The 25,650-nt window shown below is 66.6% G+C and carries 29 protein-coding genes; 12 read left to right on the top strand and 17 right to left on the bottom strand.

Annotated elements, in window-relative coordinates; translation table 11 throughout:
- Positions 1-37 precede the first annotated feature (37 nt).
- Positions 38-634: a TetR/AcrR family transcriptional regulator gene (locus tag D3H54_RS05740; protein WP_149378240.1), complete on the top strand. Its 597-nt coding sequence runs from the start codon at positions 38-40 to the stop codon at positions 632-634.
- Here D3H54_RS05740 and D3H54_RS05735 read toward each other — a convergent pair.
- A complete protein-coding gene (locus tag D3H54_RS05735; protein WP_149378239.1) occupies positions 617-1,867 on the bottom strand; it encodes an MFS transporter in 1,251 nt (416 codons plus the stop codon). The two genes, D3H54_RS05740 and D3H54_RS05735, sit on opposite strands and share 18 nt — an antisense overlap.
- 44 nt (positions 1,868-1,911) lie before the next feature.
- The gene (locus tag D3H54_RS31455) at positions 1,912-2,385 is read right to left on the bottom strand and encodes a hypothetical protein (protein WP_210419654.1); all 474 of its coding nucleotides are present in this window, start codon (positions 2,383-2,385) and stop codon (positions 1,912-1,914) included.
- Positions 2,386-2,522: 137 nt separating this feature from the next.
- Here D3H54_RS31455 and D3H54_RS05725 point away from each other — a divergent pair, with 137 nt between their 5' ends.
- Positions 2,523-3,176 (top strand): DUF3060 domain-containing protein, encoded by a 654-nt coding sequence (locus tag D3H54_RS05725; protein WP_149378238.1) that lies wholly within the window; start codon positions 2,523-2,525, stop codon positions 3,174-3,176.
- Between the two features lie 61 nt (positions 3,177-3,237).
- On the opposite strand, the gene D3H54_RS05720 is transcribed toward D3H54_RS05725, so the two are convergent.
- Positions 3,238-3,681, bottom strand: a complete 444-nt coding sequence (locus D3H54_RS05720; RefSeq protein WP_432246575.1) for a cupin domain-containing protein — start codon at positions 3,679-3,681, stop codon at positions 3,238-3,240.
- 189 nt (positions 3,682-3,870) lie between these two features.
- Here D3H54_RS05720 and D3H54_RS05715 point away from each other — a divergent pair, with 189 nt between their 5' ends.
- Genes D3H54_RS05715 through D3H54_RS05705 form a run of 3 tightly spaced genes read left to right on the top strand, consistent with a single transcriptional unit; the run spans position 3,871 to position 6,473 of the window.
- Positions 3,871-5,256 carry an amino acid ABC transporter substrate-binding protein/permease gene (locus tag D3H54_RS05715; protein ID WP_286199253.1) on the top strand — a complete coding sequence of 462 codons (1,386 nt, stop codon included), beginning with the start codon at positions 3,871-3,873 and terminating at the stop codon, positions 5,254-5,256.
- Positions 5,253-6,026: an amino acid ABC transporter ATP-binding protein gene (locus tag D3H54_RS05710; protein ID WP_149378236.1), complete on the top strand. Its 774-nt coding sequence runs from the start codon at positions 5,253-5,255 to the stop codon at positions 6,024-6,026. Before D3H54_RS05715 ends, D3H54_RS05710 begins: the two co-directional genes overlap by 4 nt.
- A 24-nt stretch (positions 6,027-6,050) precedes the next feature.
- The gene (locus D3H54_RS05705; RefSeq protein ID WP_149378235.1) at positions 6,051-6,473 is read left to right on the top strand and encodes an organic hydroperoxide resistance protein; all 423 of its coding nucleotides are present in this window, start codon (positions 6,051-6,053) and stop codon (positions 6,471-6,473) included.
- 2 nt (positions 6,474-6,475) lie between these two features.
- Here the strand turns inward: D3H54_RS05705 and D3H54_RS05700 are convergent, their stop codons facing one another.
- Positions 6,476-7,543 carry a sensor domain-containing diguanylate cyclase gene (locus D3H54_RS05700; RefSeq protein WP_149378234.1) on the bottom strand — a complete coding sequence of 356 codons (1,068 nt, stop codon included), beginning with the start codon at positions 7,541-7,543 and terminating at the stop codon, positions 6,476-6,478.
- Positions 7,544-7,667: 124 nt separating this feature from the next.
- Positions 7,668-8,450, bottom strand: a complete 783-nt coding sequence (locus D3H54_RS05695; RefSeq protein ID WP_149378233.1) for a DUF427 domain-containing protein — start codon at positions 8,448-8,450, stop codon at positions 7,668-7,670.
- Between the two features lie 48 nt (positions 8,451-8,498).
- Between D3H54_RS05695 and D3H54_RS05690 the strand changes: the two genes are divergently transcribed.
- Both D3H54_RS05690 and D3H54_RS05685 read left to right on the top strand, forming a co-directional pair.
- Complete coding sequence (locus D3H54_RS05690; protein ID WP_149378232.1) at positions 8,499-9,254, top strand: dienelactone hydrolase family protein; 756 nt, start codon at positions 8,499-8,501, stop codon at positions 9,252-9,254.
- A gap of 12 nt (positions 9,255-9,266) precedes the next feature.
- Positions 9,267-9,539, top strand: a complete 273-nt coding sequence (locus D3H54_RS05685; protein WP_036343599.1) for a DUF6295 family protein — start codon at positions 9,267-9,269, stop codon at positions 9,537-9,539.
- Between the two features lie 21 nt (positions 9,540-9,560).
- On the opposite strand, the gene D3H54_RS05680 is transcribed toward D3H54_RS05685, so the two are convergent.
- On the bottom strand, positions 9,561-9,896 hold the full coding sequence (locus D3H54_RS05680) for a hypothetical protein (RefSeq protein ID WP_149378231.1): 336 nt from the start codon (positions 9,894-9,896) through the stop codon (positions 9,561-9,563).
- Between the two features lie 46 nt (positions 9,897-9,942).
- Positions 9,943-11,859, bottom strand: coding sequence for a glycoside hydrolase family 2 protein (locus D3H54_RS05675; RefSeq protein ID WP_149378230.1), 1,917 nt, complete (start codon positions 11,857-11,859; stop codon positions 9,943-9,945).
- 409 nt (positions 11,860-12,268) lie between these two features.
- Here D3H54_RS05675 and D3H54_RS05670 point away from each other — a divergent pair, with 409 nt between their 5' ends.
- Positions 12,269-13,306, top strand: coding sequence for a CobW family GTP-binding protein (locus D3H54_RS05670; protein ID WP_286199117.1), 1,038 nt, complete (start codon positions 12,269-12,271; stop codon positions 13,304-13,306).
- Between the two features lie 4 nt (positions 13,307-13,310).
- On the opposite strand, the gene D3H54_RS05665 is transcribed toward D3H54_RS05670, so the two are convergent.
- From D3H54_RS05665 to D3H54_RS05650, 4 genes are read right to left on the bottom strand one after another with little or no spacing between them, the layout of a single operon-like run.
- Positions 13,311-15,062, bottom strand: a complete 1,752-nt coding sequence (locus tag D3H54_RS05665) for an MOSC and FAD-binding oxidoreductase domain-containing protein (protein ID WP_149378229.1) — start codon at positions 15,060-15,062, stop codon at positions 13,311-13,313.
- A gap of 6 nt (positions 15,063-15,068) precedes the next feature.
- Entirely contained in the window at positions 15,069-15,707 is a 639-nt protein-coding gene (locus D3H54_RS05660) for a pyridoxamine 5'-phosphate oxidase family protein (protein ID WP_149378228.1), read from the bottom strand.
- Between the two features lie 23 nt (positions 15,708-15,730).
- Entirely contained in the window at positions 15,731-16,192 is a 462-nt protein-coding gene (locus D3H54_RS05655) for a nuclear transport factor 2 family protein (RefSeq protein WP_149378227.1), read from the bottom strand.
- The gene (locus D3H54_RS05650; RefSeq protein WP_149378226.1) at positions 16,189-16,857 is read right to left on the bottom strand and encodes a cysteine hydrolase family protein; all 669 of its coding nucleotides are present in this window, start codon (positions 16,855-16,857) and stop codon (positions 16,189-16,191) included. Before D3H54_RS05650 ends, D3H54_RS05655 begins: the two co-directional genes overlap by 4 nt.
- A gap of 110 nt (positions 16,858-16,967) precedes the next feature.
- On the opposite strand from D3H54_RS05650, the gene D3H54_RS05645 reads away from it, so the two are divergent.
- On the top strand, positions 16,968-17,462 hold the full coding sequence (locus D3H54_RS05645) for a MarR family winged helix-turn-helix transcriptional regulator (RefSeq protein ID WP_286199116.1): 495 nt from the start codon (positions 16,968-16,970) through the stop codon (positions 17,460-17,462).
- On the opposite strand, the gene D3H54_RS05640 is transcribed toward D3H54_RS05645, so the two are convergent.
- Positions 17,453-18,199, bottom strand: coding sequence for an SDR family oxidoreductase (locus D3H54_RS05640; protein ID WP_149378225.1), 747 nt, complete (start codon positions 18,197-18,199; stop codon positions 17,453-17,455). The two genes, D3H54_RS05645 and D3H54_RS05640, sit on opposite strands and share 10 nt — an antisense overlap.
- A 150-nt stretch (positions 18,200-18,349) precedes the next feature.
- Here D3H54_RS05640 and D3H54_RS05635 point away from each other — a divergent pair, with 150 nt between their 5' ends.
- From D3H54_RS05635 to D3H54_RS05625, 3 genes are read left to right on the top strand one after another with little or no spacing between them, the layout of a single operon-like run.
- The gene (locus D3H54_RS05635) at positions 18,350-19,135 is read left to right on the top strand and encodes a prolipoprotein diacylglyceryl transferase (RefSeq protein WP_149378224.1); all 786 of its coding nucleotides are present in this window, start codon (positions 18,350-18,352) and stop codon (positions 19,133-19,135) included.
- Positions 19,132-19,671, top strand: coding sequence for a hypothetical protein (locus tag D3H54_RS31640; RefSeq protein WP_286199115.1), 540 nt, complete (start codon positions 19,132-19,134; stop codon positions 19,669-19,671). Before D3H54_RS05635 ends, D3H54_RS31640 begins: the two co-directional genes overlap by 4 nt.
- A gap of 8 nt (positions 19,672-19,679) precedes the next feature.
- Positions 19,680-21,239, top strand: a complete 1,560-nt coding sequence (locus D3H54_RS05625; protein ID WP_168215040.1) for a radical SAM protein — start codon at positions 19,680-19,682, stop codon at positions 21,237-21,239.
- Here D3H54_RS05625 and sodC read toward each other — a convergent pair.
- The 5 genes from sodC to D3H54_RS05600 all read right to left on the bottom strand — a co-directional run bounded on the left by sodC (position 21,217) and on the right by D3H54_RS05600 (position 25,604).
- Positions 21,217-22,059 carry a superoxide dismutase[Cu-Zn] gene (sodC, locus tag D3H54_RS05620; RefSeq protein ID WP_432246489.1) on the bottom strand — a complete coding sequence of 281 codons (843 nt, stop codon included), beginning with the start codon at positions 22,057-22,059 and terminating at the stop codon, positions 21,217-21,219. The two genes, D3H54_RS05625 and sodC, sit on opposite strands and share 23 nt — an antisense overlap.
- A gap of 45 nt (positions 22,060-22,104) precedes the next feature.
- Positions 22,105-22,476, bottom strand: a complete 372-nt coding sequence (locus D3H54_RS05615) for a hypothetical protein (RefSeq protein ID WP_210419653.1) — start codon at positions 22,474-22,476, stop codon at positions 22,105-22,107.
- Positions 22,473-23,237 (bottom strand): hypothetical protein, encoded by a 765-nt coding sequence (locus D3H54_RS05610; protein ID WP_286199114.1) that lies wholly within the window; start codon positions 23,235-23,237, stop codon positions 22,473-22,475. The genes D3H54_RS05615 and D3H54_RS05610 overlap by 4 nt, the downstream gene beginning before the upstream one ends.
- 83 nt (positions 23,238-23,320) lie before the next feature.
- A complete protein-coding gene (locus tag D3H54_RS05605) occupies positions 23,321-24,535 on the bottom strand; it encodes a hypothetical protein (protein ID WP_149378222.1) in 1,215 nt (404 codons plus the stop codon).
- 226 nt (positions 24,536-24,761) lie between these two features.
- Positions 24,762-25,604, bottom strand: coding sequence for a L,D-transpeptidase (locus tag D3H54_RS05600; RefSeq protein ID WP_149378221.1), 843 nt, complete (start codon positions 25,602-25,604; stop codon positions 24,762-24,764).
- Positions 25,605-25,650: the final 46 nt, after the last annotated feature.

Genomic DNA, 25,650 nt, shown 5'->3' with positions numbered 1-25,650 from the left:
AACATGGCGCCGAGGGATCTCCGTATATCCTCGGCCAATGCCGAGTGCCACCCGGTGGGCCGGTTTGTCCGCCGCCGACCGCCAGGCCGAGCGCCGGGCCCTTCTGGTCCGCGCCGCCTACGCGTTGTTCGGCGACGGCGGGGAAGCTGCGGTATCCGTGCGGTCGGTGTGCCGGGCGGCCGAACTCAACTCCCGCTACTTCTACGAGAGCTTCGCCGACACCGACGCACTTCTGGGCGCCGTGTACGACGAGGTGGCGGGAGAGCTCGGTGGGATCCTGACCGCGGCGATGGCCGGTGCCCGCGACCGGCGAGCCCGGCTACAGGCCGGCATCCGAGCCGTGCTCGACTTCAGCTCGGCCGACCCGCGGCGCGGCAAGATCCTGTTCACCGAGGCCCGCACCAACCCCATCCTGGCCGCCCGGCGAACCCTGGCCCAGGACCACGTCCGCGAGCTCGTCCTCGACGAGCATCGCCGCACCGCACCCGAATCCGACCGGGTGGCAACCGAAGTCGGTGCAGCGATGTATGCCGGCGCGATGGCCGAGTTGGCTCAGCAGTGGCTGGCCGGCACGCTCGGCGATGACGTCGACGCCGTCGTCGCCCATGCCGTCCGGCTACTGCTGCCGAACTAGTCCCTCTCGGCCGGGCGCCACCCACACCGCCGCCACGCCGGCGAGGACATTGAGGCCCAGGATCGTGATGATCGGGCCGACCACCGCGGCACCCTCGGCCACCGCGCCGAGCGCCGCACCCAGAAGCGACGATTCCACGGCGATGATCAGCGAACCGAAACCCAGCAGGGTGGCGCGGTGATCCTCGGCCGCGAAGGCACCGATCCAGGCCAGGCCGGCGCTGAAGATGGCTTGGTTGGCCATGGTCGCCAGGATGAACACGATGCCGTAGATCCAGATGTGGTTGAGGTCGTCGCGGTACTCCATCACCACGCAGATCGCGGCGGCCGCCGAACCGAGCAGAGCGCTGTTGATCAACATGCCGCGCACCCCGAGCGCGCGGCTGACGAAGCGCCAGAACACAGCGCCCGCCACCATGCCGATGCTCGACGAGATGACCAGCACGTGCAGGCTGCCGGCGGTGTCACTGTGGTTCACCGAGGCGTGGATGCTGTAGAACGAGGTGCCGAGGCTGACCGGGACGAACAGCAACTGGACGAGCGCGTAGCGGCGAAACCACGATTGCGATCGTGCCGCCCGCACACCGTCGCGGTAGGTGTCCTTGAACGTAACCCGGTCGACCTCGGATGCCCGCACCGGGCCGATGAACACCGCGGCTATCGCGGCGGCAAGCAGTCCCGACGAGCCCAGCCAGAGCAGGTCCAGATGGCTGTGCGCCGGGTCGCGCTGAGCCAGGAATGGCAGCAACACCAGGGTCGTCCCGATCGCCAGGATCGCGCCGATGGCACCCTGCGTGAGAATCAGATCGCTGCGACGCTGCTCCGCCAACTTGCTCGAAACCACCTCGGAGAAGGCGACTTTCGACACTCCCCCGACGACTCCGGTGGCCAATGACACCGCCAGGAAGATGCCCGCGATGAACCACTTGGTCCATGCCGAGAACGCGCTGACGACCACCAACGTGGCCATCAGCAGGGTGGTGGCGGCGATGACCAGGTGTTTGAGGTGACGAGCTCTGGCGAGAATGTAGGGCGACAGTGAGTTACCCCCGACTATCCCGATGCAGTAGGCGGGATAGAGCAGGCCGGCCGCCCAGTAGTAGCCCTCCTGGGCGCAGATGAACGGCAGCACCACCGACACGTTGGCCAGCTGGGTGCCCGTCGTGTACAGCGTGCCCTGGGTGAGCAGCACCCGATAGGCCCGGCCCGGCGCACGCGTAGTCGCCTCGGTCATCAGACCTCCACCGCCGCGGAGAAGTTGCCGAGAGGACCGTATGCCTAGGCGGCCAGGCGAGCAGGGCGAAACGCGACGATCGGCAGTCGGTGCGCAAGGTCGACGTGCGCGGCCGGACTTCCGTCGTACTCCCGGCACAGCAGGATCCCCATCACCCGGTAGACGATGGGCCGGATCAGCCAATGGCGCCGTTCGTATTCGGCGATCACCGCGACGGCCTCCGGCTCACTGAGCACCCGGTGCTCGGCAGAGAACGTCACCCCACCCATCTCGATTGACGCCGGCGAACCGGAGGCGATGTCGCGGAACCACTCACACGACGGCCCGAGACCGGCGATGACCATCACCTCGTCGTCGCTGGCGCCGATGACTTCGAGTACCGTGCGACAGTCGCACGACTCGGATCCGCCGTGACTCAGGCGAACGAAGCGCTTGCCGAGCAGCCGGCCGAAGCCGTGCTCGTACAACTCGACCGGAGTGTGGAGCGCCAGCCGGATGATGGGGTGCGGACGAGCCATGCCGGCAGATACCCGTACGCGACCACAGCAAAACGGGCGCTTTCGACATCAAGCAATGACCCTTTCGAGGTCAAACATCCTGGCAAGACGCGGGTGGGCAATATTCTGTCGGGAACCGGAACGAGGAGTGCGAGACGATGAACCCAGACGACGATCCCGAGAAACGCATTCGGGACCTCGAGCGTCCACTCACCGAGCAGGCGCACACCAGCGAGCTGGGCACCTCGGTACCGCCGCCGGGCAACTGGTCACCGCCGCCCCCGGGGTATTACGGGCCACCGCCGTCAGTTCCGGCATCCGCACCGGGCCTGCGCCTCGGCTGGATTGTGTTCGTGCTGTTGGTACTTGGGCTCACCGTCGGCGGCGGCGCGATCCTGATCACCAGTCACCTCAACGCCAGCCGGACCTCGCCGGGCCTGCCCACCATCTCCGGCGGCGGTGGCACGTTCACCACGGCCACCCGGCCCAGTCGCAGCACCCCGGCTCCGCCGTCGAATTCGGCTGCCACGGTGGCCCCGCCCGCATCGGGCGCCAATCTCAGCGTCTCCGGTGTCAACGAGAACAAGCGGCTCGCGTGCGACGACAGCGTGGTCACCATCAGCGGCATGGACAACACCGTGGTGATCACCGGCCACTGCAAGCGCGTTCAGGTGTCCGGTATGAACAACATCGTGACCGTCGATGTGGCCGACGCCATCGAGGCATCGGGGATGGATAACAAAATCACCTACCACGGCGGCTCACCAACGGTCGACAAGTCCGGCTTCTCCAACACTGTCGAGCCGGGCTGACGTCAGCGCGGCGCCCGCCTTCGGGATACGGCGAAAACAACTGACAGGAACCGGGATCGGACTAGCCGGCGCACATGTCGGGAGCGTCCTCACGGACCGGGGCGGCGACCGGAAGCGTGTAGGTGACGACGACCTCGGCGTGCGCGCCGGAATCGTTGGCAACGCGATGCGGAACGCCCGCGGGGATAGCGACCGCCTGCCCGGCCGCGTAGGTCACCGGGGCACACGTACCGGCGGTCTGCAATGCCACCGACCCGCCGGTGATCACCGACAGCTCGGTGCCGGGGTGGGTATGCCAACCGCTGGACGCGCCGGGCGCCATCGACAAGCTCTGGACGATCTGCGTGGTGGGCCCGTCGGTGGTGATCGACACCGGCGTCTCGGTGTCGCCCTTGGCGAGCTCGGTGCGCGTCACGTCGCCGTCGGGCGGCGTCGCCGAGGCCGTTACGGTGGGCATCGCCGAGCACAGCAGCAGCACGATCGCGGCGCAGGTCACCAGTCGCATGGTCATGACACTCCTCGTTGTCGGTGGGCAGTTACCCAGACACGCGGCAACTCTTGACGTTAGCGTGAACTGCACGCGCACAATTGGAAAATGGGAGGGCAGCGCATGCCGACCGGATGGTTACGCCGAAAGTCTCACCGAAGTACTGCGCGGGCGTTCGCCTTGGTGGCGCTGGCCGCCGTCTTGGCAATGCTCACCACCGGACTGTTCGCGCCCGCACGGGCCTCAGCCGACGGCGAGAACTACCTGATCGCCACCGACACCACCTTCGCTCCGTTCGAATTCCAGGACAAGCAAGGCAATTTCGTCGGAATCGACATGGATCTCATCCGCGCGATCGCCGAGGATCAGAAATTCACCGTCGACATCAAACCGCTCGGCTTCGACGCCGCACTGCAGGCCGTACAGGCCAACCAGGTCGACGGCGTGATCGCCGGGATGTCGATCACCGACAAGCGCAAACAGGTCTTCGATTTCTCCGAGCCGTACTTCGAGTCCGGTATTCAGATGGCGGTGCTGAAGACCAACAACGACATCAAGTCCTACGACGACCTGCGCGGCAAGCGGGTGGCAGTCAAGAACGGCACCCAAGGCGCAACCTTCGCCAACTCCATCAAGGACAAGTACGGCTTCCAGGTGGTCTCGTTCGCCGACTCCTCGTCGATGTTCGACGAGGTCAAGACCGGCAACTCGGTGGCGGTGTTCGAGGACTACCCGGTGCTGCTGTACGGCATCGCGCAGGGCAACGGTTTCAAGACCGTCACGCCCAAGGAGGAGCCGACCGGCTACGGCTTCGCGGTGAACAAGGGCCGCAACGCCGAGCTGATCAAGAAGTTCAACGCCGGCCTGGACAACCTCAAGAAGTCCGGTCAGTACGACAAGATCGTCAACCGCTACCTCGGCGAAGGCGCCGCCAACGACGACAACTCGTTCTTCGGACTGATCAAGAGCACCTACCCGATCCTGCTGCAGGGCCTGAAGATGACCGTCATCCTGACGGTCGTCTCGATCTCGATCGCCCTGGTGCTCGGGGTCATCTTCGGCCTGTTCCGGGTGTCCCGCTCGATAGTGTTGCGTGCCATCGGCACGACGTTCGTCGACATCTTCCGCGGCACCCCGCTACTGGTGCAGGCCTTCTTCATCTACTTCGGCATCCCGTCGGCGCTGGGCTTCCAGATGAGTGCGCTGACCGCGGGCATCATCACCCTGTCGCTGAACGCGGGCGCGTACATGACCGAAATCGTGCGCGGCGGCATTCAATCCGTCGACAAAGGACAGATGGAAGCGGCCCGCAGTCTGGGCATCGGATATCTGCCTACGATGCGTAAAGTCATACTCCCCCAGGCTATCCGGACGATGATCCCGTCGTACATCAACCAGTTCGTGATCACGCTGAAGGACACCTCGATCCTGTCGGTGATCGGCATCGCCGAGCTGACGCAGACCGGGCGCATCATCATCGCCGGGAACTTCCAGTCGTTCAAGATGTGGCTGATCATCGGGATCATCTACTTCATCGTCATCATGGCGCTCACCAAACTCTCCGACCGCGTCGAGAAAAGGATCGTGAAATGACCGACCTCGTTCCCGATTCCGCCGACGCAAAGCCGGCGGGCACGGTGATGATCCACATCGAAGAGCTGAAGAAGTCGTTCGGCGAACTCGTGGTGCTCGACGGCATCACCACCGACATCAAGCAGGGCGAGGTGGTGTGCGTCATCGGCCCGTCCGGGTCGGGAAAGTCGACGTTCCTGCGTTGCCTGAACAAGCTGGAGGACATCACCGCCGGCAAGGTTGTGGTCGGCGACTTCGACCTCACCGACCGCAAAGTCGACCTGGACAAGGTCCGTCAGCACATCGGCATGGTGTTCCAGCACTTCAACCTGTTCCCGCACATGACCGTGCTGCAGAACGTCACGCTGGCACCGCTGATCACCAAGAAGATGGACAAGGCCGCTGCCGAGAAGAAGGCGATGGAACTGCTCGGCCAGGTCGGTCTCGCCGAGAAGGCCCATGTGAAGCCGGCCACGCTCTCGGGCGGCCAGAAGCAGCGGGTCGCGATCGCGCGGGCACTCGCAATGGATCCGTCGATCATGTTGTTCGACGAGGCGACCAGCGCCTTGGACCCGGAGATGGTCGGCGACGTGCTGCAGGTGCTGCGGGACCTGGCCGAAGGCGGGATGACGATGGTGGTGGTCACCCATGAGATGGGTTTCGCTCGCGAGGTGTCCTCACGGGTGATCTTCATGGCCGACGGCAACATCGTCGAGGACGATGCCCCGGCGGAAGTGTTCGACAATCCGAAAAGCCCACGACTGCAAGAGTTTCTGTCGAAAGTCCTCTGACCAACCCAATCGAAGGATCCGAACATGAAGGTTCTCTACACCGCGGAAGCACTCGCCACCGGTGATGGCCGCGACGGGCACGGCCGAACCTCCGACGGCAAGGTGGATGTCGACCTGAGCATCCAGAAGGAACTCGGCGGCACGGGTACCGGCACCAACCCCGAGCAACTGTTCGCTGTGGGCTACGCCGCGTGCTACCACTCCGCCCTGCGGCTGGTGGGCCGGCAGGAGAAGGCCGATGTCTCCGATTCAGCTGTGGGAGCCAAAGTTTCACTCGGCAGCAATGACGCCGGCGGCTTCGTCCTGGCGGTCGAGTTGGAGATCGTGCTGCCCAACGTCGACCACGAGACGGCCGTCGCGCTGGCGGACAAGGCTCACCAGGTCTGCCCCTATTCGAACGCCACCCGCGGCAATATCGATGTGAAGCTGACCGTCACCGACGACTGAGATCAGGCCGGGCGGCGCGAATCGGACTTGCGCTTCTTCTCCTCGTACATCAGTTCGTCTGCGCGGGAGAGTAGTTCGTCGATGGCTTCGCCGTCGGCCGGGGTGACCGTGACCACGCCGATGCTGACCGACAACTCATACGATCGCTGGCTGATCGTGTTGTACCGGTCGATGGCGGTGAGGATGCGGCCGCGCAGCACCGCCTGATCGCAGTCGGGTTCGATGATCAGGACACAGAACTCGTCTCCGCCGATGCGGGCGATGACATCGGATTCCCGCAACGTGCCCGTCAGCAGGTCCGCCACATCGGCCAGCAGCGCGTCCCCCACCTCATGTCCCTGGGTGTCGTTGACCTGCTTGAGGCCGTCGACATCGAGGAACACCAGCAGGCATGAGCCGCCGTGGCGTCGTGCCGCATGCAGCGCCGTGTCCGACCTCAGAAAGAAGCCACGGCGGTTGTTCAGACCGGTCAGCTCGTCGGTGATCGACAACTTGTGGATCTCGTCGTTGGCCATCTCGAGTTCGACAGTCCGGTCCCGCACCCGCTGTTCCAACTCGGCGTACAGCTGCACGTTCTCCATGGCGATGGAGGTGGAATCGGCCAGCGCCTGCAGCAGGAACACGTCCCTATCGGTCGCCTCACGGTGGTGGGCCCAGTAATTGCCGATCGCCCCGATCGGGTCGACCTTGCGGATGGGCACCATCACCATGCTTTTCACGAACGTGGGCCGGTACGCCTCGTGCGGGACACGCGCGTCGCTGTAGATATCGGGGATCACCACCGCCTCGCGATGGTTCATCGCCCAGCCGCTGACGCAGTTTTCGACGGGGAACCGGCTGCCCTTCCACAATGGCGCGATCGCGTACTCGTCGGCGTAGTAGCAATGGCCGTTGTCGCGAAGGACGAACGTCGCGCCGTCGCAGCCGGTGAGCTCACGCGCCGAGGTCCGCACGATGGCCTGGATCTCGGGCAGGCTGCGCGCCAGCGACAGCTCCTGGACGGCAGCGAGCAGCAGCTCCATCCGACGCATGTAATCGGAGGCGCTGTCATCCGTCAGTTCGGCGGTCATATCACCTCCCGCGCCCCAGCCGCACCACACACCAGGCAAACGATGCCTCGGCGGGGTGGACACCCTCGTGCTTCTCGTCAGTGTAGGCGCTCGGCGGTCTCCGAGATTCGACCTTGGCCCGACACTACGAGAAGTGCGTGTGCGCCCGGGGCAGCTCCGTGCCGTCGACGCTGATGTCGAGCTTCTCGTTGTAGAAGGCGATCAGGTTTGCGATCGGCGCGACCGCGGCCAGCGGAGTGTTGTATGTCCAGGCCAGATCGGCGTGCAGGGTGTCGCCGACCCGCACCGACCAGTAACCCGACGTGACGCCCTTGTAGGGGCATAGGCTCTGAGTGTCCGACGGCTCGAGATGCTCGAACGCGACGTCGGTCCGGTCGATGTAATACCTTGTCGGCAAACCGGTTTCGAACAGCAGAACAGGGCTGTGGGTGTCCGCCAGCACGGCGCCGTCGAGCTCCACCCTGACGTGACGATGGGAACGCAGCGCATCGACCCGCGCGTAAGGGTTGCGCGGGTGGCCGTAAATCGGCTCGTCTTCCTCGAACCAGCTCAGCGCCGCCCAGTCGAATCGCACCAGCCCCGCGACCGGACCCGCTCCCTCGTCGAACACTCGCGCCGCCGAGGGATACGTCTGCGATCCTCCGGTCAGCGCGAACGTGCGCGACGGTCCGAACTGCACCCGCTGCGGATGGTCCTCGTCGCGCAGGAACTCCGGCCGCACGTCGGCCAGCGGAACGTAGTACTGCGGGTAGTACGGGACCTCCCACACGTACCGCGCCGCCGTCGTATCGAAGACCAGCTCGGTGCCGAGGAAGCCGCGGACCCGGCGGGGCGACGGTTCTACCCGGCCTCGGGCCGCAGCCACCTGCGGATAATCTGTCGGCGGCTGCTCGGATGCGGTATTCACGATGGGACTCCCTTGCCGTGGATCACGTCACCTTCCATCATGGGCCCCATGACAAATCCTGGCTCGGACGCGATCCGCGCGGAGACGATCACGATCAACGGACACGGCGGCGACGAGATCGAGGCGTACTGGGCCGGGCCGCTGACCGGTGGGTCACGGGCCGGCCTGGTGTGGATCCACCACATGCCCGGCTATGACCGGGAGACCAAAGAGTTCGTCCGGCGGCTCGCCGTCGGCGGCTACCACGTGGTGTGCCCCAACCTCTATTCGCGGGAAGCGCCCGGCGCCGATCCCGACGATGCCGCGGCCGCCGCCCGGGCCGCCGGTGGGGTGCCCGACGAGCGCCTGGTCGGCGACGTCGCCGGCGCGGTGGCCCATCTCGGCGGACTGCCCGGCGCGAACGGAAAATTCGGCGTGATCGGCCACTGCTCGGGCGGCCGGCACGCATTCCTGGCGGCCTGCTCGTTGCCGTTCGATGCCGCGGTCAACTGCTATGGCGCGTTCATCGTCGAGGATCCGCCCGAGGGAATGCCCAAGGCGATGAAGCCGATCCTCGACCTGGCGCCGAGCCTGAGCGCTCCGATGCTCGGGCTGTTCGGCGCGCAGGACAGATTCCCGACGCCCGAAGCGGTGGCGACCCTCGACGCGGAGCTGACCCGGCTCGGCAAGCCGCACGAGTTCCACAGCTATGACGGCGCCGGGCATTCGTTCTTCTCCGTCGACCGGCCCGCCTATCGCGTCGACGCCGCCGTCGACGGCTGGCGACGCATCGACGCCTTCTTCGCCACCCACCTGAAAGGCTAGGTCTCCCAAGCCATGTGCACCTATCTCACCGAGCGTGTTGTCATCGAGGGCAGCGGTAAGGGCGCGACGGGATGGTTCGGCGCCGACCGGGCCACCGTCTACGTCGACCACCCCGTGCACGCGCCGTACACCCACACGGTCAACATCGACGTGCTCAATCCGGCGCTGGGGCCCGCGGCCCGGGTGGCACTGGAGTTGACCGAAGAGAGTGCGTTGGCGCTGGCCGATGCCATCCACCGGGCGATCGGGCACGCCCCCGCCGGCCTTGCGTCCCGGGACCAGTAGAACTGGCGATCGGCCGCTGGCTCAGCAGAATTCGTACTGAACATCCCAGAAGCCGGGCATCGGATCCCACCGGGCCGAGAAATGCCCGCCCAGCGCCGGATTGGCGTCGTTGATCATTCCCTGGCCGCCGAATCCCGGGATGAACCCCGGTGGATCCCAGGTGATGGACAGCGGGTCGCCCGGCGTCTCGGGGGTGCAGCCGATCTGCTTGACGAAATAACCGTCGGTGACCGTCCACTCGGCGCTGGCCTGATCGGGGCTCGGCGGGGGTGGCGCGGCGTGCGCGATCCCGCTCGCACCAGTGATCAGCGCGGCGGCGATCCCGGCCACGAGTCCGAAGCTACGTCCATATGGCATCGGATCACGGTAGACCACCCCGGGACGTCCGACAGGCCAATCGGCGTCACCTGCGGACGTCTTGCGGCGCCATCCCCGGGGTACCGGCGGCAATCACCGCGCGATTACGTTCGGCCACAACGGCGATCGGCATCTTGACCTGCCAGCGGTCGTAGCTCAAGAAGCCGTTGACCTCGTTCTCGACATCGGTGGTCTGGGTGTAGATCGCCCCGGACAGACCTGTCCTGCGGACGATGTCTTCCAATCTGCGGCTCACTTGGACATACCGTTCGGTCAGTCGCGCCGGGCTGTCCGCCATTTCGTAGGCCTCCGGTCGCCCAGGCCAGCGGTTCTGGTCGAGCACCAGTCCCAGCCCACCGTATTCGCCGTCGACGCGTACCCGATTATCCACCGGGACAGGGCCTTTCGAATGCGCCTTCATCAGGTCGTCGTGGATCTGAGGTTCGCCGGGACCGACATAGGTGTGGTCGTCGTAGATGTCGCCGGCCAGCGTGTCGCCACGCGACTTGCAGCAGTTCACCCCGCTGTTGGCGTCCACCATCCGAGTTGGGTCCGCCGCCTTCGTGACGCCGGCGATCCGGGCTGTGTCGAATTCCCCCCAGCCCTCGTTGAACGGCACCCAGCCGACGATCGACGTCACGCTGCGCAGCTGGTCGATCATCGCCAGCAGTTCCTTCTCGAAGTTGGCCTTCGCCGCGGGTGACGGCTCCGGGGCGGGGCCCACCGGGATGTCCAGGGACACATCCAGCGACGGCATGTCCTGCCAGACCATCAGCCCCACTTTGTCCGCCCAGTAGTACCAGCGCGCGGGTTCCACCTTGCCGTGCTTGCGCACGAAGTTCATCCCCAGATCCTTGATCCGCAGCAGGTCCGACTTGAGCGCCTCGTCCGTGGGCGCGGTGTAGATGCCGTCGGGCCAGTACCCCTGGTCCAGCGGGCCGTGCAGGAACGTGATCCTGTTGTTCAACGCGATTCGCGGCCGGCCCTGCGGATCGGGCATCGTGCCGATCGTGCGCAGCCCGGCATAGCTGGAGACCGCGTCGACAACCTTGCCCGACGGATCCACCAACGCCACCTTCAGGTCGTACAGGTACGGATCGTCGGGTGTCCACAAGTGCGGCTCGGGCACCGGCAGACGAATGGTGTCACCGGCACCGGCAGAGCCGACCGCCACCACCCGGCCGCCGTTGGGCTTGACGACGAACACCACGGCGCGCTGGCCCTTCGTTCCGGCGATGCGCGGGGTGACGGTCATACCGGTCAGATCCGTGCTGATGTCCACCTTGTTTATGTAGGTGGCGTGGACGGGCTCCACCCAGACCGTCTGCCAGATCCCGGACGCGCCGGTGTAGAACAGTCCCTTCGGTCGATTGCGTTGCTTACCGATCGGAAAGGGATTGGCGTCGTTGCGGTCCTGGACGCGGACAGTGATCTCCTGGGGGCCCGGCCACTGCAGCGCCCGGGTGATGTCGACGCTGAATTCGGTGTAGCCGCCTTCGTGCCGGGCCACCTCCTGGTTGTTCACCCAGACCGTCGCGATCTGATCGACCGCACCGAAATGCAGCAGCACATGCTGCCCCACCCAATTGCTCGGCAGCTTGACCACCTTGCGGTACCACATCTCGTCGTCGTGACGCTGGATACCGGACAGGGCCGACTCGACCGGATACGGGACGAGGATCTGTTCACCGTAGGCGCTCGGCGCGGGAGGTGCGGGCAACACCGTTCCGGCTGACCGACCCATGTAACCCCACACGCCGTTGAGGTTCATCCAGGACGCCCGCGTCATCTGCGGGCGGGGGTAGTCGGGCAGCGCGTTCTCCGGCCCGACCAGTTTGGTCCACGGGGTGGGCAGCGGCGCAGGCTTGGGATGCCACATCACGACGGCGTTCGCCGGCGGGTTTCCGAACATCACGAGGAGCAGCAGAGTCAACGCGACCACGACGCCACGGCCGGCCCACATCCGTCCGCGGGCTGTCAGCGCTTGGCGATCGGTGACGATTGTTCCCCCCCGAGCTCGAGACGACCACGACGCGCGCCCCGCGCACGGCCGCTTCTACTTAGCAAACGACTCGATCCGGTCCTGGCATGGATCCCGCGGCACTGCGCGACAGTGCCGCGAGACAGACCGGAAGATGTGATTGCCTGAGGCACTTTAGCCCGCCACCAGCGAGGTAGCCACTGTCTACGAGGGCGTTTCGCCCAGCAATCTTTGAGGCGCCGAGGTAGCCGGACTGCACGCTGGGCATTGCGCGACCGCAGCGGTCACGGCCTTGGCATTCGCCCGCCACGGTGTGGACATTCATAGCTTTCAGCAAACGCGGCATGATGCGGCGCGCCGCGGCACGGCCGAGTGTGGCACCATCTGGAACGTGGTGTCCCGGGCTGTCAGCGGCGCAACGGTCCCGGTGATCGCGCTCACCGGCCATCTGGGCGCGGGTAAGACGACCCTGCTCAATCACGTGCTGCGTACCCCGCAGGCTCGGATCGGGGTGGTAATCAACGACTTCGGCGAGATCAACGTCGACGCCGGCCTGATCAGCGGGCAGATCGACGAGCCCGCCTCGATCGCCGGTGGCTGCATCTGCTGCCTTCCCGACGACGGTCAACTGGACGCCGCGCTCGCCCGGCTCGCGGATCCCAAGCTGCGGCTGGATGCCATCATCGTGGAGGCCAGCGGTCTGGCCGATCCCGCAGCACTGGCCCGCATCATCGGGTTCAGCGAGATCGGCGGCGTCCGCGACGGCGGGGTCGTCGATGTGGTCGATGCCTTACAGCACTTCGACACCGTCGACCGCGGCGGCGTGGCACCCGCCCGGTACGGCGCGGCGACGCTGGTGGTGGTCAACAAGCTCGATCAGATCCCGACGGAGGACCACGATGCCGTGCTGGCGCGGGTCGAAGCCCGGGTGCGCGAACGCAATTCACGTGCCCACGTCATCGGGGCCACGAACGGAAACATCGACCCGGCCCTGCTGTACGACGTCGCCGCGGCGACCGACGAGGCCGGCCAGTTGTCGTTTCGCGATGCGCTGTTCGAAGAAACGGTGGGTGAGCACGACCACGTGCACGCCGAGTCGGTGACGGTGACCGCCACCGAGCCGATCGACCCGGCGCGGCTGCTGGAGCTACTCGAGTTTCCGCCCGCAGGCGTGTACCGGATGAAGGGCCGGGTGGCGGTGCGACATCGCACCGCCGTAAGGGGTTTCGTGATCAACGTCGTCGGGCCCGCGGTGCACATCGCCCGAAGCGCCCTCCCGTCAGGAGCAGACTCCCACCTCGTGGCGATCGGGACCCACCTCGACACCGCGACGGTGCAGGCCCGGATGTTCGACGCCCTGCGGCCCGCCGACGCCCCGGCGGCGGCAACCACCCAGCGGCGTTGGCAGCGCTACCTCACCAAGCCCTGACGACTCACAAATCGACGACGACGTCCTCGGCGGGCGAGGCGACGCACAGCAGGATGTTGCCGTCGGCCGGCGGCTCCAGCGGCTCCAGGTCATAGCGGACCCGACCGGCCAGCAGCGCCGTCTCGCAGGTGTGGCACACCCCTGTGCGGCACGACCATTGGGTGGGCACGTCGCAGGCTTCGGCGAACTCGAGCAGACTGGTGTCGGTCGTCCGCCATGGGGCCGACAGCCCGCTCCGCGCGAATTGCACGCTGGGTCCCGGACCGGGCGGACCTTCGGGCTGATGCGGCGGGCGCGCGGTGGCTGCCGCGATGCCGGGCGTGATCGCCGTGTGGGCGCCGAACCGCTCGGAGTGGATGCTCCGGGCGTCGATACCGCACGCGACCAGAGCGTCACTCACCGCATCCATGAACGGCTCCGGGCCGCAGACGAACACCTGCGCCTGCGTCGGTAGCCCCAGGCCACTCAGCGCCTCCGCGGACAGCCGCCCCGGTTGATCGAACTCGACGCCCGCACGGTCGGCGGTGCCGGGGCTGCTGAAGAAGACGTGAGACTGGCTGTGCGGCAGTCGATTCAGTAGATCCCGCACCTCTGCCGCGAAGGGGTGCTCGGCGCTGTCACGGGCGCCGTGCAGCCACCAGACGGGGCGCTCGGAGCCGGTCTCGGCCAGCGAGTGCAGCATCGACAAGACCGGGGTCACTCCGACGCCGGCCGATATCAGGATCACCGGTTGCAAGCTGTCGTCGAGGAAGAAACTCCCTCGCGGCGCCGCCACCTCGACGAGGTCGTCGACCTTCACGTGGTCGTGGATGTATGCGCTGACCGTGCCCATCGGTTCCCGCTTGACGCCGATGCGGTACTCGGGCATACCCGGCTCGTTGGACAACGAGTAGTTGCGGACCAGCGACGGCCCGCCGGGGGCGACCGCGACCCGCAGCACGATCGATTGGCCGGCAAGCCATTTCGGCAACGGCTCGCCAGTGGGGTCGGCCAGCGACACCGAGCGGACATGTCGGCTCTCATCGCGCACCGCGGTCACCTTGAGCGTGCGGAAGCCCGGCCACGCCGGCGGTGGTGGCGCGACTCCGGTCAGCCCGGTGTTGCCCGTTCCCGAGTCTTGTTTCAACAGGCTCTGCAACGAGGCCTTCCATCCCGGGCTCAATGCCGGGATGGCGCGGGCGCGTTCCAGGGCGTCGCGGGGATGCCCTGGGAGGTAGAGCAGAGCGTCGATCTCGGCCACACTGACCTGTTGTGGACCGTCGGCGATCTTGACCACCTCCTGGCCCGCCGCGAGTTCACCTTCGGTCAGCACCCGGCAGTAGAACCCGGGCCGGTGATGCGATACCAGCAGGGCGGCCATTCGCGGCTCGCCCAGCCGCATTCCGACGCGGTAGCAGGTGACCCGGGGTTGCGTCACCTCCAGGACCACCTCGCCGATCTGGTACCGATCGCCGATGCAGACCTCGTCATCGGGCATCCCGTCGACGGTCAGGTTCTCCCCGAAGGTGCCCGGCACCAAGTCGTCGCGGCCGAGTTCACCGGCCCAATGCTCATAGGAGGCAACCTGATACACCAGCACGGCACGGTTCTCGCCGCCGTGACCGCCGAGATCACCCTGGCCGTCGCCGTCGACGTTGAGCCGGCGCACCATCCGCGGACCAGACACCGGGGCCTTCCAGGCGCCGGTGTACACGGTGCGCCCGTTCCAGGCCACATCCTTGGGGAGTCCCACGTTGACCGAGACCAATGTCGCCATCGGTGATCACCCTTTCGGGTCGTCGAGTTGGGCACGCAGGCGGTCGTTTTCAGCCTGCAGCTCCGCCAGCTTGGTGCGCAGGGGTTCCAGCGCGGGTTCGAGTTCAGCCGCACTGAAGCGCGGGGTGATGTGCTGCTGGCAGTTCCAGTCGTAGGCCTCGACATCGACGAGGACGGCCCGCTCGACCACCGAGTCGTCGGTCTCATCGGTCAAGGCTTTCAGCAGCTCCGGGTCGTCGTCGGCGGTCACGATGCGGGCGTGCCCGAAGATCTTCAGCCGGCGCTGGTGGGCGTAGTCGAGGACGATGATCGCCACCCGATCGTCACCGCTCATGTTGCCGGTACTGATGTATTGCAGGTTGCCCCGAAAGTCGGCCCAGCCGATGGTGTGGTCATCGACGACGTGGATGAATCCCGGGTTGCCGCCGCGGAACTGAACGTACGGCCACCCGGTCTCCGACACCGAGGCCAGATAAAAGCCGTCCCGCTCGCTCAGGTAGTCCTTCTCGTCCTCGGTGAGCGGGTCGCGTCCCGGGGCGGCCTTACCGGCCACGATCTTGCGGCCGTAGAACGCGTCGCTGCCATGATCGCTCTGGACGGCGCGGACATCGTCGGTGAAGGCGATGGACGCGTAATGCTTGCTCATGTCGTCTCCCTGTCAGCCCGGATTCACCGCAACGGAATCTCGCGGCCTCGTTCGTCTTCCGGCCGAGGCCCGAAGTAGCGTCGTTCGGATTCGTCGATGGCGACGTCGTTGATGCTGGCCTCACGACGGCGCATCAACCCGTCGTCGGCGAACTCCCACAGTTCGTTGCCGTAGCTTCGCCACCATTGGCCGGCAGCGTCGCGGCACTCGTACTGGAAACGCACCGCGATGCGGTTGCCGTGGAAGTCCCACAAACTCTTGCGCAGCGCATAGTCGAATTCGCGCTCCCACTTCGCGGTCAGGAACTCCACGATCTGATCGCGGCCGGTGACGAACTGATCGCGGTTCCGCCAGACGCTGTCGGCGGTGTAGGCCAAGCTGACACGGTGTGGGTCGCGGGTATTCCAGGCGTCTTCGGCGGCCTGAACCTTCTGCAGTGCGGCGTCTAGGTCAAAGGGCGGGAACGGTGGCCGGGATTCCGTCACGTTGCGCCTTCCGTCGGAACTGCCATGGCTGCGACCACGTCGTCGGTACTCAGCACAGCGTGCGCCAGAAACGCGTAATTGACCAGCGCCGCCTGATATCCGTCACCACGGGTCGGATGTCGTGGGCCTGCGGTGGCGTCGCGGACCACCGCCACCTCGAACCCTTGCTCGAGCAGATCCCGCAGATGGGATTCCACACAGATGTTGGCGAGCATGCCGCACAACACGACCTTGGTTATCCCGCGCTTGCGCAGTTGCAGAACCAGGTCGTTGGTCTGAGGTCCCCACACCTTGTGGGGGCTGGCCACGATCGTCGAGCCGTCGGAGATGAACGGCTTGAACTCCTCGAGCCAGTCGGCGCCGGATCCGTCGAAGCCGTCCAGTGTCAAAGCACCGCGGCGGGCGAACGTGCCGGTGGCCAGTTCGTCGGACTCCAGCGGTCCGTTGAAAAGCCAGCCGTGGTCGGTGGGATAGAAGTAGTGCGGCGAGATGACCACCGGGTAACCGGCCGCCTTGGCAGCGGTGAAGATCTCGACGAGGTGTCCCACGGTGTTGTTCTCCGTCACCGAAGCCGCCAGAACCTCCCAGTTCTTACCCGTCGGGCTCAACACGTCGTTCTGCGGATCGATGACGACGACGGCGGTATCGGTGGAGTCAATATCCATCTGGCGAGTGTGCCACCCCGCACTGCACATGTTGTGAAACGTTTCTGAACGCGCAGCGGGCAGACTTAGGATGCGTGACACGTCACATTTTCCAGACAGGAGAACCCCGCGTGGCCGCACGCCGTAAGAGCTATCCGCTCAACGCATCTCAGCAGCGGACCTGGCTGAACTACATGCGGGTGTATCACCGGCTCGAATACGAGATGAACCGGCAACTGCTGGCCGACTGCGGACTGTCGCTCAGCGACTACACGGTGCTCAACGCGCTGTCGCAGGCGCCGGGCCGACGTACCCAATTGACCGCGCTGGCGACCACGATCGGGTGGGAGCGCAGCAGGCTGTCCCATCATCTTCAGCGGATGACCGGTCGCGGCTTGGTCGAACGTGTGCGATCGGACACCGATCGCCGATCCACCGACGTGCTGCTCAGCGACGCCGGTTGGGACACGCTGCGTTCGGCCGCGCCGCTGCACGCGGAATGGGTTCGCACGTTGTTCTTCTCCGACCTCGACGACCGCCAGGACGAGCAGTTGGCCGACATCCTGGCGGTCGTCTACGACAGCATCCTGCGAGAGGGAACGCTGCCGCGCCCGGATCAGACCTGAACGGACCCGCCGTCGACGAAGATCTCAGACCCGGTCATGAAGCTGCTCGCGTCGGAGGCGAGAAACGCCACCACAGTGGCGATTTCACCGGGGTTACCGACGCGGCCCATCGGCACCGTCGCGGCCTCCCCGTCGAGTAGCGCATCATGCTGGCCACTGGGAGCCAGACCCTTGAGCCCGGGTGTCTCGATCGGCCCGGGGACCACGGTGTTGACCCGGATCCTGCGGCCGACCAATTCAGCCGCCCAGGTCCGCCCCAACGAGCGGATGGCGGCCTTCGATGCGGCGTAGGCACCGAAGGCGGGCACTCCGCGGCTGGCGGCCGTCGACCCGGTGAGCACGATCGAGGCGCCCTCGTTGAGCAGGGGCAGCATCTTCTGCACGGTGAAGACCGTGCCGCCGACGTTGCGGGTGAAGGTGTCGGCCAGGTGTTCGGGTGTCTCCTCCTCCAGAGTCGCGAACTCGCCACCGCCCGCGTTGGCGAAGATCACGTCCACGCCGCCGCCACGTTGCCCGATCACCTCGGCGAGACGATCGAGGGCATCGATATCGGTGACGTCGGCCGCGACTCCGGTCGCGGCGTCACCGATCGTGGCCGCCGCCGCGTCGGCCCGCTCCTGGGTTCGTCCGGTCAGGAAGACATGCGCGCCTTCGGCCGCGAGGTGTTGTGCGGTCGCCAGGCCGATGCCCGACGTGCCGCCGGTGACCAGGGCTGTCTTGCCGCTGAGTTGACCCATGATTACTCCTCGATGTGTGGGACCTACGGCCATAAGAACTACGTGACATGTCACGTTATTCCACCGTGGACGCCGACGCGGCGGTCCGAACCGAACCACTCGCAGGCAATCACACGTCGCGGTCGCGAAATTGCCGATAGGTTTTGACACATGGTCCCCGAATGGCACGTCGGACCGGTGGCGATTCCGGTGCACAGTCTGTTCGTCGGACTCGGGGTGGTGACCGCGATGGTCGTGTTCATGGTCGAGGCGCGTCGGCGAGGGGCCGTCAACGACCAGTCCCTGGTCGCGGTCACCGGCGCACTCGTCGGCGGCGCGATCGGAATGCGCCTCTCCGGCTGGGCACGTCACCTGGATTTCGCCGCCAACCCCACGCTGGCGCGCGCCTGGGAGTACGGCTCCAAGAGCATTCTCGGCGGCCTGCTCGGAGCCTACGTCGGGGTGCTGATCGCCAAACGACTCGGCGGGTACCGGGGCAAGACCGGCGACCTGTTCGCACCGGCGGTGGCACTCGGGATGGCCGTCGGCCGGATCGGGTGCCATCTCACCGAGGCACCCGGTCGGCCCACCTCCCTGCCCTGGGGTGTACACGCCGCCGCCAGCACACCCGAATGCCCCGGCTGCCTCACCGGCCAGGCGATGCACCCGTCGTTCGTGTACGAAATCGCCTTCCAGCTGGCGGCTTTCGCTGCGCTGATGTGGCTGCGGCCCCGCATCACCAGGCCGGGTGAACTGTTCGTCATCTACGTCGCGGCATACGCCGTGTTCCGCTTCTTCGTCGAGTTCACCCGCGCCAACCAGACGGTGTGGCTGGATCTGACTCGGCCGCAATGGTTCCTGCTGCCTTCGCTCGCCGTTGTCGGCGTTCGGATGTGGTACGGCTACCGCCGCGGCTACTATCGCTTCCCAGCGCAGCGGCAGGAGGTACACGCATGACGACTCCCCCACCGGGCGACGACGAGAAGGGGAGCGGCGAGAAGGGCGACGACGTCCCACCGCCACCACCGGAGCAGCCGCTGCCGCCCGCCTACCTGCCGCAGCCGCCGTGGTACCCGCCGCCCCCGGGATACCCGCCTCCCCCGGGATACCCGCCTCCGCCGGGATACCCGCCTCCGCCGGGGTATCGGCCGCCGGGTCAGTACGACTACCCGCCACCTGTGCCGCCGCCGCGGCAACCACACTCCCCGCGCATCTCGGTCGGGATGGCGTTCCTCGGGGCGTTTCTGTACATGCCGCTGAACTTCGTCATCGCCTTCGCCGTGCTGGCCATGTCCGACGGGCGCGGGCACGGCACCGTGGTCCTCGGCGCAGTGGTGTTGGCGCTCATCGCTTTCGGCGGGGGCGGTGTACTGCTGGCCACCGGGAAGGCGAACGGTAAGGGGCTGGGCCTCGGCCTGATGATCGGCTGGGCGGTGCTGTCCGTCATCTCCGTCGGATTCTGCACGGGTCTCAACCCCGAGCTGTACACGTGACCGCCGGGATGGGGTTGCGCGGCGATCGGTTGTTGCGTTACGTCACCGCGTTCTGCCCGTCCTGCCACGACGAGGCCCCCGAAAAGTCGCTGGCCGATGTCGCACGCCTCAGCGGCCGGCTCGTCGAGCGCGACGAGCGGGTGTGGCTCGAGCGTGGCTGCGGGATGCACGGTTTGGTGAGCACTCTCTACGACGAGGATCCGGAGATCCTGCGTTACCTGGAGGAATGGACTGCGCCCACCAAGGCCCACACCCCCGATGTGGCGGGGAATTTCGATCCGATCCCGTCGGCGTATCTGCGCGGACTGCCGGAGATGCAGACCCAGCACACGTGCATCCTTCTCGAAGACATCGCCGAAACCTGCAATCTGCGCTGCCCCACCTGCTTCACGGGTTCCTCGCCGGACCTGCGCAACGTGGTCGCGGTCGCCGACGTGCTCGCCAACGTGGATCAGCGGCTGGCCCGCGAAAACGGCCGCCTCGACGTGCTGATGCTCTCCGGTGGCGAACCGACGCTGCACCCGGCGTTGCCCGAGCTGTTGGCCGAACTGACCTCTCGTCCGATCACCCGAATACTGATCAACAGCAACGGTGTTCGCATTGCCAATGACGACGGCCTGCTTGATCTGCTCACCGAGCATCGTGACCGCGTCGAGGTGTACCTGCAATACGACGGTCTCACCGAGGTGGCGCATCGCCATCACCGCGGCGGGGATCTGCGTTCAGTGAAAAACACCGCACTGCAACGGTTGTCGCAGCGGGAGATCTTCACGACGCTGGTGATGACGGCGGCCCTCGGGGTGAACGACACCGAGATCGGCGACATGGTCGCACTGGCTCTGGCCACGCCCTACGTCGGGGGAATCAGCATCCAGCCGCAGTTCGGCTCCGGCCGGTCCGGGCACATCGACCCGTTGGACCGGCTCACCCACACCGGGGTGCTCAAGCGGCTCGGGCCGCAGACCGACGGCGTGGTGACGTGGCGCGACCTGACCGCACTACCGTGTTCACACCCGCACTGCTGCTCGGTCGGATACCTGATTCGCGACGACGCCGGCGCGTGGCGCTCACTGGTGTCGCTGCTCGGCCACGACGGCCTCAAGGCCCGGCTCGGGCTGGTGTCGAACCGGATCGCCGACAGCGAGCTTCCTCAGCAGCTGCGCCTCGCGGTCAAGGAATCGCTGCTGGGGCTGCTCTCGGAGCAGTCGTCACTGTCGCACCCGGATATCGGCGATGTGTGGCGAACCATTTGCGAGAGTTGCGATCTCGGCGTGAGCACCCTGCTCACCATGGCATCGTCGGCGTTGCCCGGACGGCGTCGCAAGCTCCGCCGGATGCTGGGCGAACGGGTCGTGCGCATCACGGTGAAGCCGTTCATGGACATGTCGACCATGATCGAGGAACGCTTGGTGCAGTGCTGTGTCCACGTCGGCACCAGCGCAGCTCAGCACCAGTGCGCGCCGTTCTGCGCAGTCCAGGCATGGCCGGCCCTGGCTCGCCAGCGCATGTCGATCGCAGCGGGCCAACAACTTCCGCTACTCGCGGTCAGCCGGCAGGCTGGGGACTGACCGGCGTCGTCGTGGTCGAGACCGTGGTCGACGTCGTCACCGTGGTGGTCGGACTCACCGTCGTTGTGGTGGTCGGCGCGGTCGATGTCGTCGTGGTCGGGCTGGTCTCAGCCGGCGGCACCTGAGTAACCGTCGTCTCGGTGACGGTCGACGTACTCGTCGTGACGGATGGAGTGGCGCCTGCGCTCGCCGGCGCCAGGACCGCGCAGGCCACGCGGCCGCCGGCGTCGCCGGTCGCCATCGTCTCGGCGTCCGGCCCCGGCACGCCGTCGTGGGTGTAGCGCTGCGGGATGTTGGCGAAGTTGTCCGGCCCCGCGTGAATGATCAGCGCGCTGCCCTGCGGACCCTTGAGGTCGTCGAGGGTGAAGGCGTCGGTGGTGGCGACGAGTTTTCCCGAACCGTCCGTGCGCACGAACAGCGGTGTCAGGTCACCGCTCGCCGGATGCTCGGTGCGGCCGCCGACCTGCAGGTGACCGCCTGCGGAGAGGAAGTTGCCCGGCGCACCGCCGGACGGGGCGACCGAGTCGGCCTCGCACTTGCCGACCGAGTGGATGTGCATGCCATGGCTTCCCGGGGACAGGGTGCTGCCGGCGACGGTCTCGACCGTCACGGTCGCGTACCCGTTCGCGAAGTCGATGGTCGCGTTGGCGACGGGCTTACCGTCGGGCGACTTCAGCTCTGCTGTGATCGTCTGGGCATTGGAGCCCGACGTCGTCGTACCGGATGTCTGGGGATTGCCGTTCTGAGCGGAGTTGCAGCCCGCCAGAACGACGACGGGTGCCGCAAGGAGCGCTGCGATGGCGAATGCGCGATTCATCATCGCGCTGGAGTACCCGGTATCACCCGTTTGTACCGTGTTTCGTAGCTACTGGGCGGCGGCGCGCGTTCGGAGTGCGTCTCGAGGGATCAATTCGACAGCGTCCCCGACGTCGATGACGACGACGTCGTCGTCGGGCACGAAGGGGATCCCGAGCAGGCCGTGGAAGCTGTCGGTCTCGACGAAGGTGTGCGCGCGGGCGAACAGGGGCTGTACATCGAAGACGCGGACCCGCAGCTTCTCCCGACTGAGTCTGCCCAGTTCCCGGCCGGACTCGGGATCGGTGATCACCGGCCCCGACGTGGAGTGCACCGCGAAGATCATGCCCGGTCTCACCCCGGCGTCGCTGCCGCGGTTGATGACGAGGGTGTAGTCGTCCTCGACGAGAGCGACCTGACCGGTAATGGCCGTTCCTGTCACGATGCCGCCAGTGAATTGCTTTCTGGCAGAGCAGAAGTCGACCCGGCGCGGATCCGCGGTCGCAAGGCGTAGTCGTCCGCGCGAAGCGACAGGTCGACGTGATTCGGCGGGTCTTGCTCTGTCCCCAGCGTGAGCTCGACCGCCGTCTTCGCCTGGAACAACGCGATGACCGCTTGCTGATGTTGCTCGGTGCCGAACGCGGTCAGGGCCAGCGCCAGCTTCTTGTCGACATACTCGACCGAACGCTGCAGGTCGGATTGCATCGGTTCGGCCGAGGTGCGGTGCTCAGTGGCGTCGATACCCAGTCCCCGATACCACCGGTGGCCGAGCGCACCGAGGGTTGCGGCGCAGACCGGGATGACCACGACGGTGCAGACCAAGCCCGCAGTTGAGTGCAGTGTGATCGCGCCGACGATGCCGAGGAGCATCCCGATGCCCGCGGCGCCGAACAGCTGCACGGCCGCCGGTACGCCTTCGATCACCCGCCAGATCTTCGTGACGGCGAGCGCCGAGTTCCGGGCGACCGCGGCGATGAACCGGGCGATGCCGGTGACGGCCTTGAGCGCCGCGCGACCGACGTCGTCGGCCTGCTTGCGCGTGATCGGCGACTTCGGCATCGACCAGGTCCGCTGCTTGGGCGGCGACACGGGAGTCGAGTCGGCGGGCGGCTCACCGTTCACGGCCTCGGCGGATGCCTCCGGTTGCGGTGTCGGGCGCTCGACCGGCGGTTCCTGGTTAGTCACATTGGTATCAGCAGCCACATCCGTATCATCGCCCGACGTGGTCGAAACGGGGCCCTGGCGCGCCGAGGCCCGGCTACTGAGTTTGGAACCCTGACCGGCGACTACCCGGCTGCAGCTTTTGCCGGTGCCTTCGCCCGCGCGCTGGATCCCTTGCCGGACCCGGCCGCCGCCGGGGTACGCTTCGCGGTGGTGGTGCCGCGAGCCGCGGCACCACTTCCCTTGCTCGCCTTGACATCACGGTTCGTGGTTGCTTTGGGGACAACCGGCGGCGTCGTCACCGTGGCGGTCGGCACAGACGCCAGGACAGACCTCGGCACCTCGTTGGCGGCGGCCAAACCGCTCGGCGCAGCCACACTCCGGGCGGTGGCGGTGGCGGCGGCGCTCGCGGGCGGAGTCCACCCGATGGCCTTGGCGATGGCCCTGGTGAAGTCCATGAACGCCCCGATGGGCCCGACACCGGTACCGGTCGCGAGCGGGACGTGGATGTGGAAGACACCGAGCAGGTTGTTGTCGTAAGCGAAATCCAGGGCATTGAAGATCGAGCCACCCGGGCTGAGTAGACCGCCGAGCGCGACCCCGACTTGCACGCCGGCCGGGAAGCTGACTCCGATCACCGGTCCGAATGTCTTCGCCAGCGCCGTGAGGTCGACGTGCTGGCCGCCGTTGAGGAAAGCGTCGGTCATGGCCGCGGGGATGTTCGTCAACGTGCTGAGCGCAGCAGCCACGTCGGGCGTCGGCGAGGTGAGTTCCGCCCGGATCGCATCCACGCTCGACGACAACACGATGAGGGGCCCCAGCACCGGACCGGCCATGCCGAGGATCAAGCCGCTCAGCGCAGTCGTCGAAAAGCCCAGCAACTGCCGCCCGGTCGGGGAGATGATGAGGTTCAACGCTTCTGGGACACCGGGCAACTGCAAGACCGCGGGCAGCAGTTGGTAGAAGGTCCCGTGGGTGGGGTCCAGAGTGCTCAGATCGGGAGCGGTCGGTGCGGCCAGCGCGGCCCGGAGATGGGTCTGGATCTGGTTGGCGACGGCAGCGAAGTCAGGCAGCTCCTTGAGGTAGGAGATCTGGTTGGCGACGATCTGCTGCAGCACCGGAGCCGGCGCCTGTCGCCAGGTGTCGAACAACGCCTGCGCGCTCTGGCCGGCCCTGGTGAAGATGTCCGCCCAGTCGGTGCTGGCAGCCAGTTGGATCGCGGGTGCGGCGTGGATATCCAGCGGCGCCACGGCCACCGGGCCTACCGGGCTGATCGCGATGGCGCCGGCGCCGACCACTGCCGCCGTGGCGGCAACAAAGGGCCGAGGGACTGCATACATAGTGACTCCCCGTCGTCGTGTCACCCCTGACCCATGAGCAACCTACCCCAAGTAAGGGGCGGGAAAATTGAATTCGACAGGGATGGGCCGTGTTTGGACCGTACGGCCGGTCCGTCCGGTCCCGGTGTTGCACGTTCTGGCAAATCACTCAAGGGCGAGCGAACGCAGACGTTGCCGCATCTCTGTCAGCGCCCTGCTCCCTCAGCGAACGAAAAGCGAGACCGCGCTATCGCTGCCAGTCGCTGGAACCGTCGACCCTGGTGTAGGTGCCGGTGGAGTTCTTCACGATGATGGGGTCACCGGCGCCGAAGTTGTCGTAGAACCAGCGGGCGTTGGCCGGGCTGATGTTGATGCACCCGTGGCTGACGTCGCGCTTCCCCTGATCGTCGACCGACCAGGGAGCGCTGTGCACGAAGTTGCCGCTGTCATCGAACCGCACGGCGAGCTCGACCGTCGTCTTGTAGCCGTAGGTGGAGTTGACCGGAACCCCATAGGTCGAAGAATCCATCACCACCGACGGCATCTTCTCTTGCACGTAGTAGGTCCCGTTGGCGGTTTGGTGCCCACCTGCTGCCATGCCCATCGACATCGGGATGGTCTTCTCCACCACCCCGTTGCGGGTCACGGTCAGCTGATGTGTCGCGTCGTCGGCGGTGGCGATCAGTGTGTCGCCGGTGCGGAAGGTGGAGACGGTGCCTGCGGCATCGACGGTCACCATGGTGTGCGCGGGCCAGAAGCTGAGCGGGCGCCATCGCAACTGGGTGGGGGTCATCCAGTAGAACTTGCCGGGGACCGGTGGGTTCGACGAGACGTGGATGGCGTTCTCGGTCGCGCCGGCGTCGTCGACCAGTCCGGGAAAGTCGATGATGATCGGTTGAGCCACACCGACCGTCGAGCCGTTCGCAGGAGCTATTCGCGGTGGCCCGAACGGCGCGACGCCGGTGAACGGCGTCGGGTCCTGACCCGCGGCCGGATCACCCGGATCTGCCAGCGCCGGTGCCGCATTCGCTATCAGCAGCCCGGCGAACACCAACGCGGCGACACGGGTGACCCTCGTCCAGCGCGACATCTGCGTTCTCCCATCACGTGCTCTGGGAGTCAGTGTCGCATGACGA

The organism is Mycobacterium sp. ELW1 (assembly GCF_008329905.1).
In the GTDB taxonomy this organism is placed as follows: Bacteria; Actinomycetota; Actinomycetes; order Mycobacteriales; family Mycobacteriaceae; genus Mycobacterium.
The sequence above is the reverse complement of the archived record's forward strand: the minus strand, read 5'-3'. Positions and strand labels throughout refer to the sequence as shown.

Excerpts from the sequence above, each read along its gene's own strand:
- D3H54_RS05740 (WP_149378240.1), top strand. The coding sequence starts at position 38 with ATGCCGAGTGCCACCCGGTGGGCCGGTTTGTCCGCCGCCGACCGCCAG.
- D3H54_RS05735 (WP_149378239.1), bottom strand. The coding sequence starts at position 1,867 with ATGACCGAGGCGACTACGCGTGCGCCGGGCCGGGCCTATCGGGTGCTG.
- D3H54_RS31455 (WP_210419654.1), bottom strand. The coding sequence starts at position 2,385 with ATGGCTCGTCCGCACCCCATCATCCGGCTGGCGCTCCACACTCCGGTC.
- D3H54_RS05725 (WP_149378238.1), top strand. The coding sequence starts at position 2,523 with ATGAACCCAGACGACGATCCCGAGAAACGCATTCGGGACCTCGAGCGT.
- D3H54_RS05720 (WP_432246575.1), bottom strand. The coding sequence starts at position 3,681 with ATGCGACTGGTGACCTGCGCCGCGATCGTGCTGCTGCTGTGCTCGGCG.
- D3H54_RS05715 (WP_286199253.1), top strand. The coding sequence starts at position 3,871 with ATGCTCACCACCGGACTGTTCGCGCCCGCACGGGCCTCAGCCGACGGC.
- D3H54_RS05710 (WP_149378236.1), top strand. The coding sequence starts at position 5,253 with ATGACCGACCTCGTTCCCGATTCCGCCGACGCAAAGCCGGCGGGCACG.
- D3H54_RS05705 (WP_149378235.1), top strand. The coding sequence starts at position 6,051 with ATGAAGGTTCTCTACACCGCGGAAGCACTCGCCACCGGTGATGGCCGC.
- D3H54_RS05700 (WP_149378234.1), bottom strand. The coding sequence starts at position 7,543 with ATGACCGCCGAACTGACGGATGACAGCGCCTCCGATTACATGCGTCGG.
- D3H54_RS05690 (WP_149378232.1), top strand. The coding sequence starts at position 8,499 with ATGACAAATCCTGGCTCGGACGCGATCCGCGCGGAGACGATCACGATC.
- D3H54_RS05685 (WP_036343599.1), top strand. The coding sequence starts at position 9,267 with ATGTGCACCTATCTCACCGAGCGTGTTGTCATCGAGGGCAGCGGTAAG.
- D3H54_RS05680 (WP_149378231.1), bottom strand. The coding sequence starts at position 9,896 with ATGCCATATGGACGTAGCTTCGGACTCGTGGCCGGGATCGCCGCCGCG.
- D3H54_RS05675 (WP_149378230.1), bottom strand. The coding sequence starts at position 11,859 with ATGTGGGCCGGCCGTGGCGTCGTGGTCGCGTTGACTCTGCTGCTCCTC.
- D3H54_RS05665 (WP_149378229.1), bottom strand. The coding sequence starts at position 15,062 with ATGGCGACATTGGTCTCGGTCAACGTGGGACTCCCCAAGGATGTGGCC.
- D3H54_RS05660 (WP_149378228.1), bottom strand. The coding sequence starts at position 15,707 with ATGAGCAAGCATTACGCGTCCATCGCCTTCACCGACGATGTCCGCGCC.
- D3H54_RS05650 (WP_149378226.1), bottom strand. The coding sequence starts at position 16,857 with ATGGATATTGACTCCACCGATACCGCCGTCGTCGTCATCGATCCGCAG.
- D3H54_RS05640 (WP_149378225.1), bottom strand. The coding sequence starts at position 18,199 with ATGGGTCAACTCAGCGGCAAGACAGCCCTGGTCACCGGCGGCACGTCG.
- D3H54_RS05635 (WP_149378224.1), top strand. The coding sequence starts at position 18,350 with ATGGTCCCCGAATGGCACGTCGGACCGGTGGCGATTCCGGTGCACAGT.
- D3H54_RS31640 (WP_286199115.1), top strand. The coding sequence starts at position 19,132 with ATGACGACTCCCCCACCGGGCGACGACGAGAAGGGGAGCGGCGAGAAG.
- D3H54_RS05625 (WP_168215040.1), top strand. The coding sequence starts at position 19,680 with ATGGGGTTGCGCGGCGATCGGTTGTTGCGTTACGTCACCGCGTTCTGC.
- sodC (WP_432246489.1), bottom strand. The coding sequence starts at position 22,059 with ATGATGAATCGCGCATTCGCCATCGCAGCGCTCCTTGCGGCACCCGTC.
- D3H54_RS05605 (WP_149378222.1), bottom strand. The coding sequence starts at position 24,535 with ATGTATGCAGTCCCTCGGCCCTTTGTTGCCGCCACGGCGGCAGTGGTC.
- D3H54_RS05600 (WP_149378221.1), bottom strand. The coding sequence starts at position 25,604 with ATGTCGCGCTGGACGAGGGTCACCCGTGTCGCCGCGTTGGTGTTCGCC.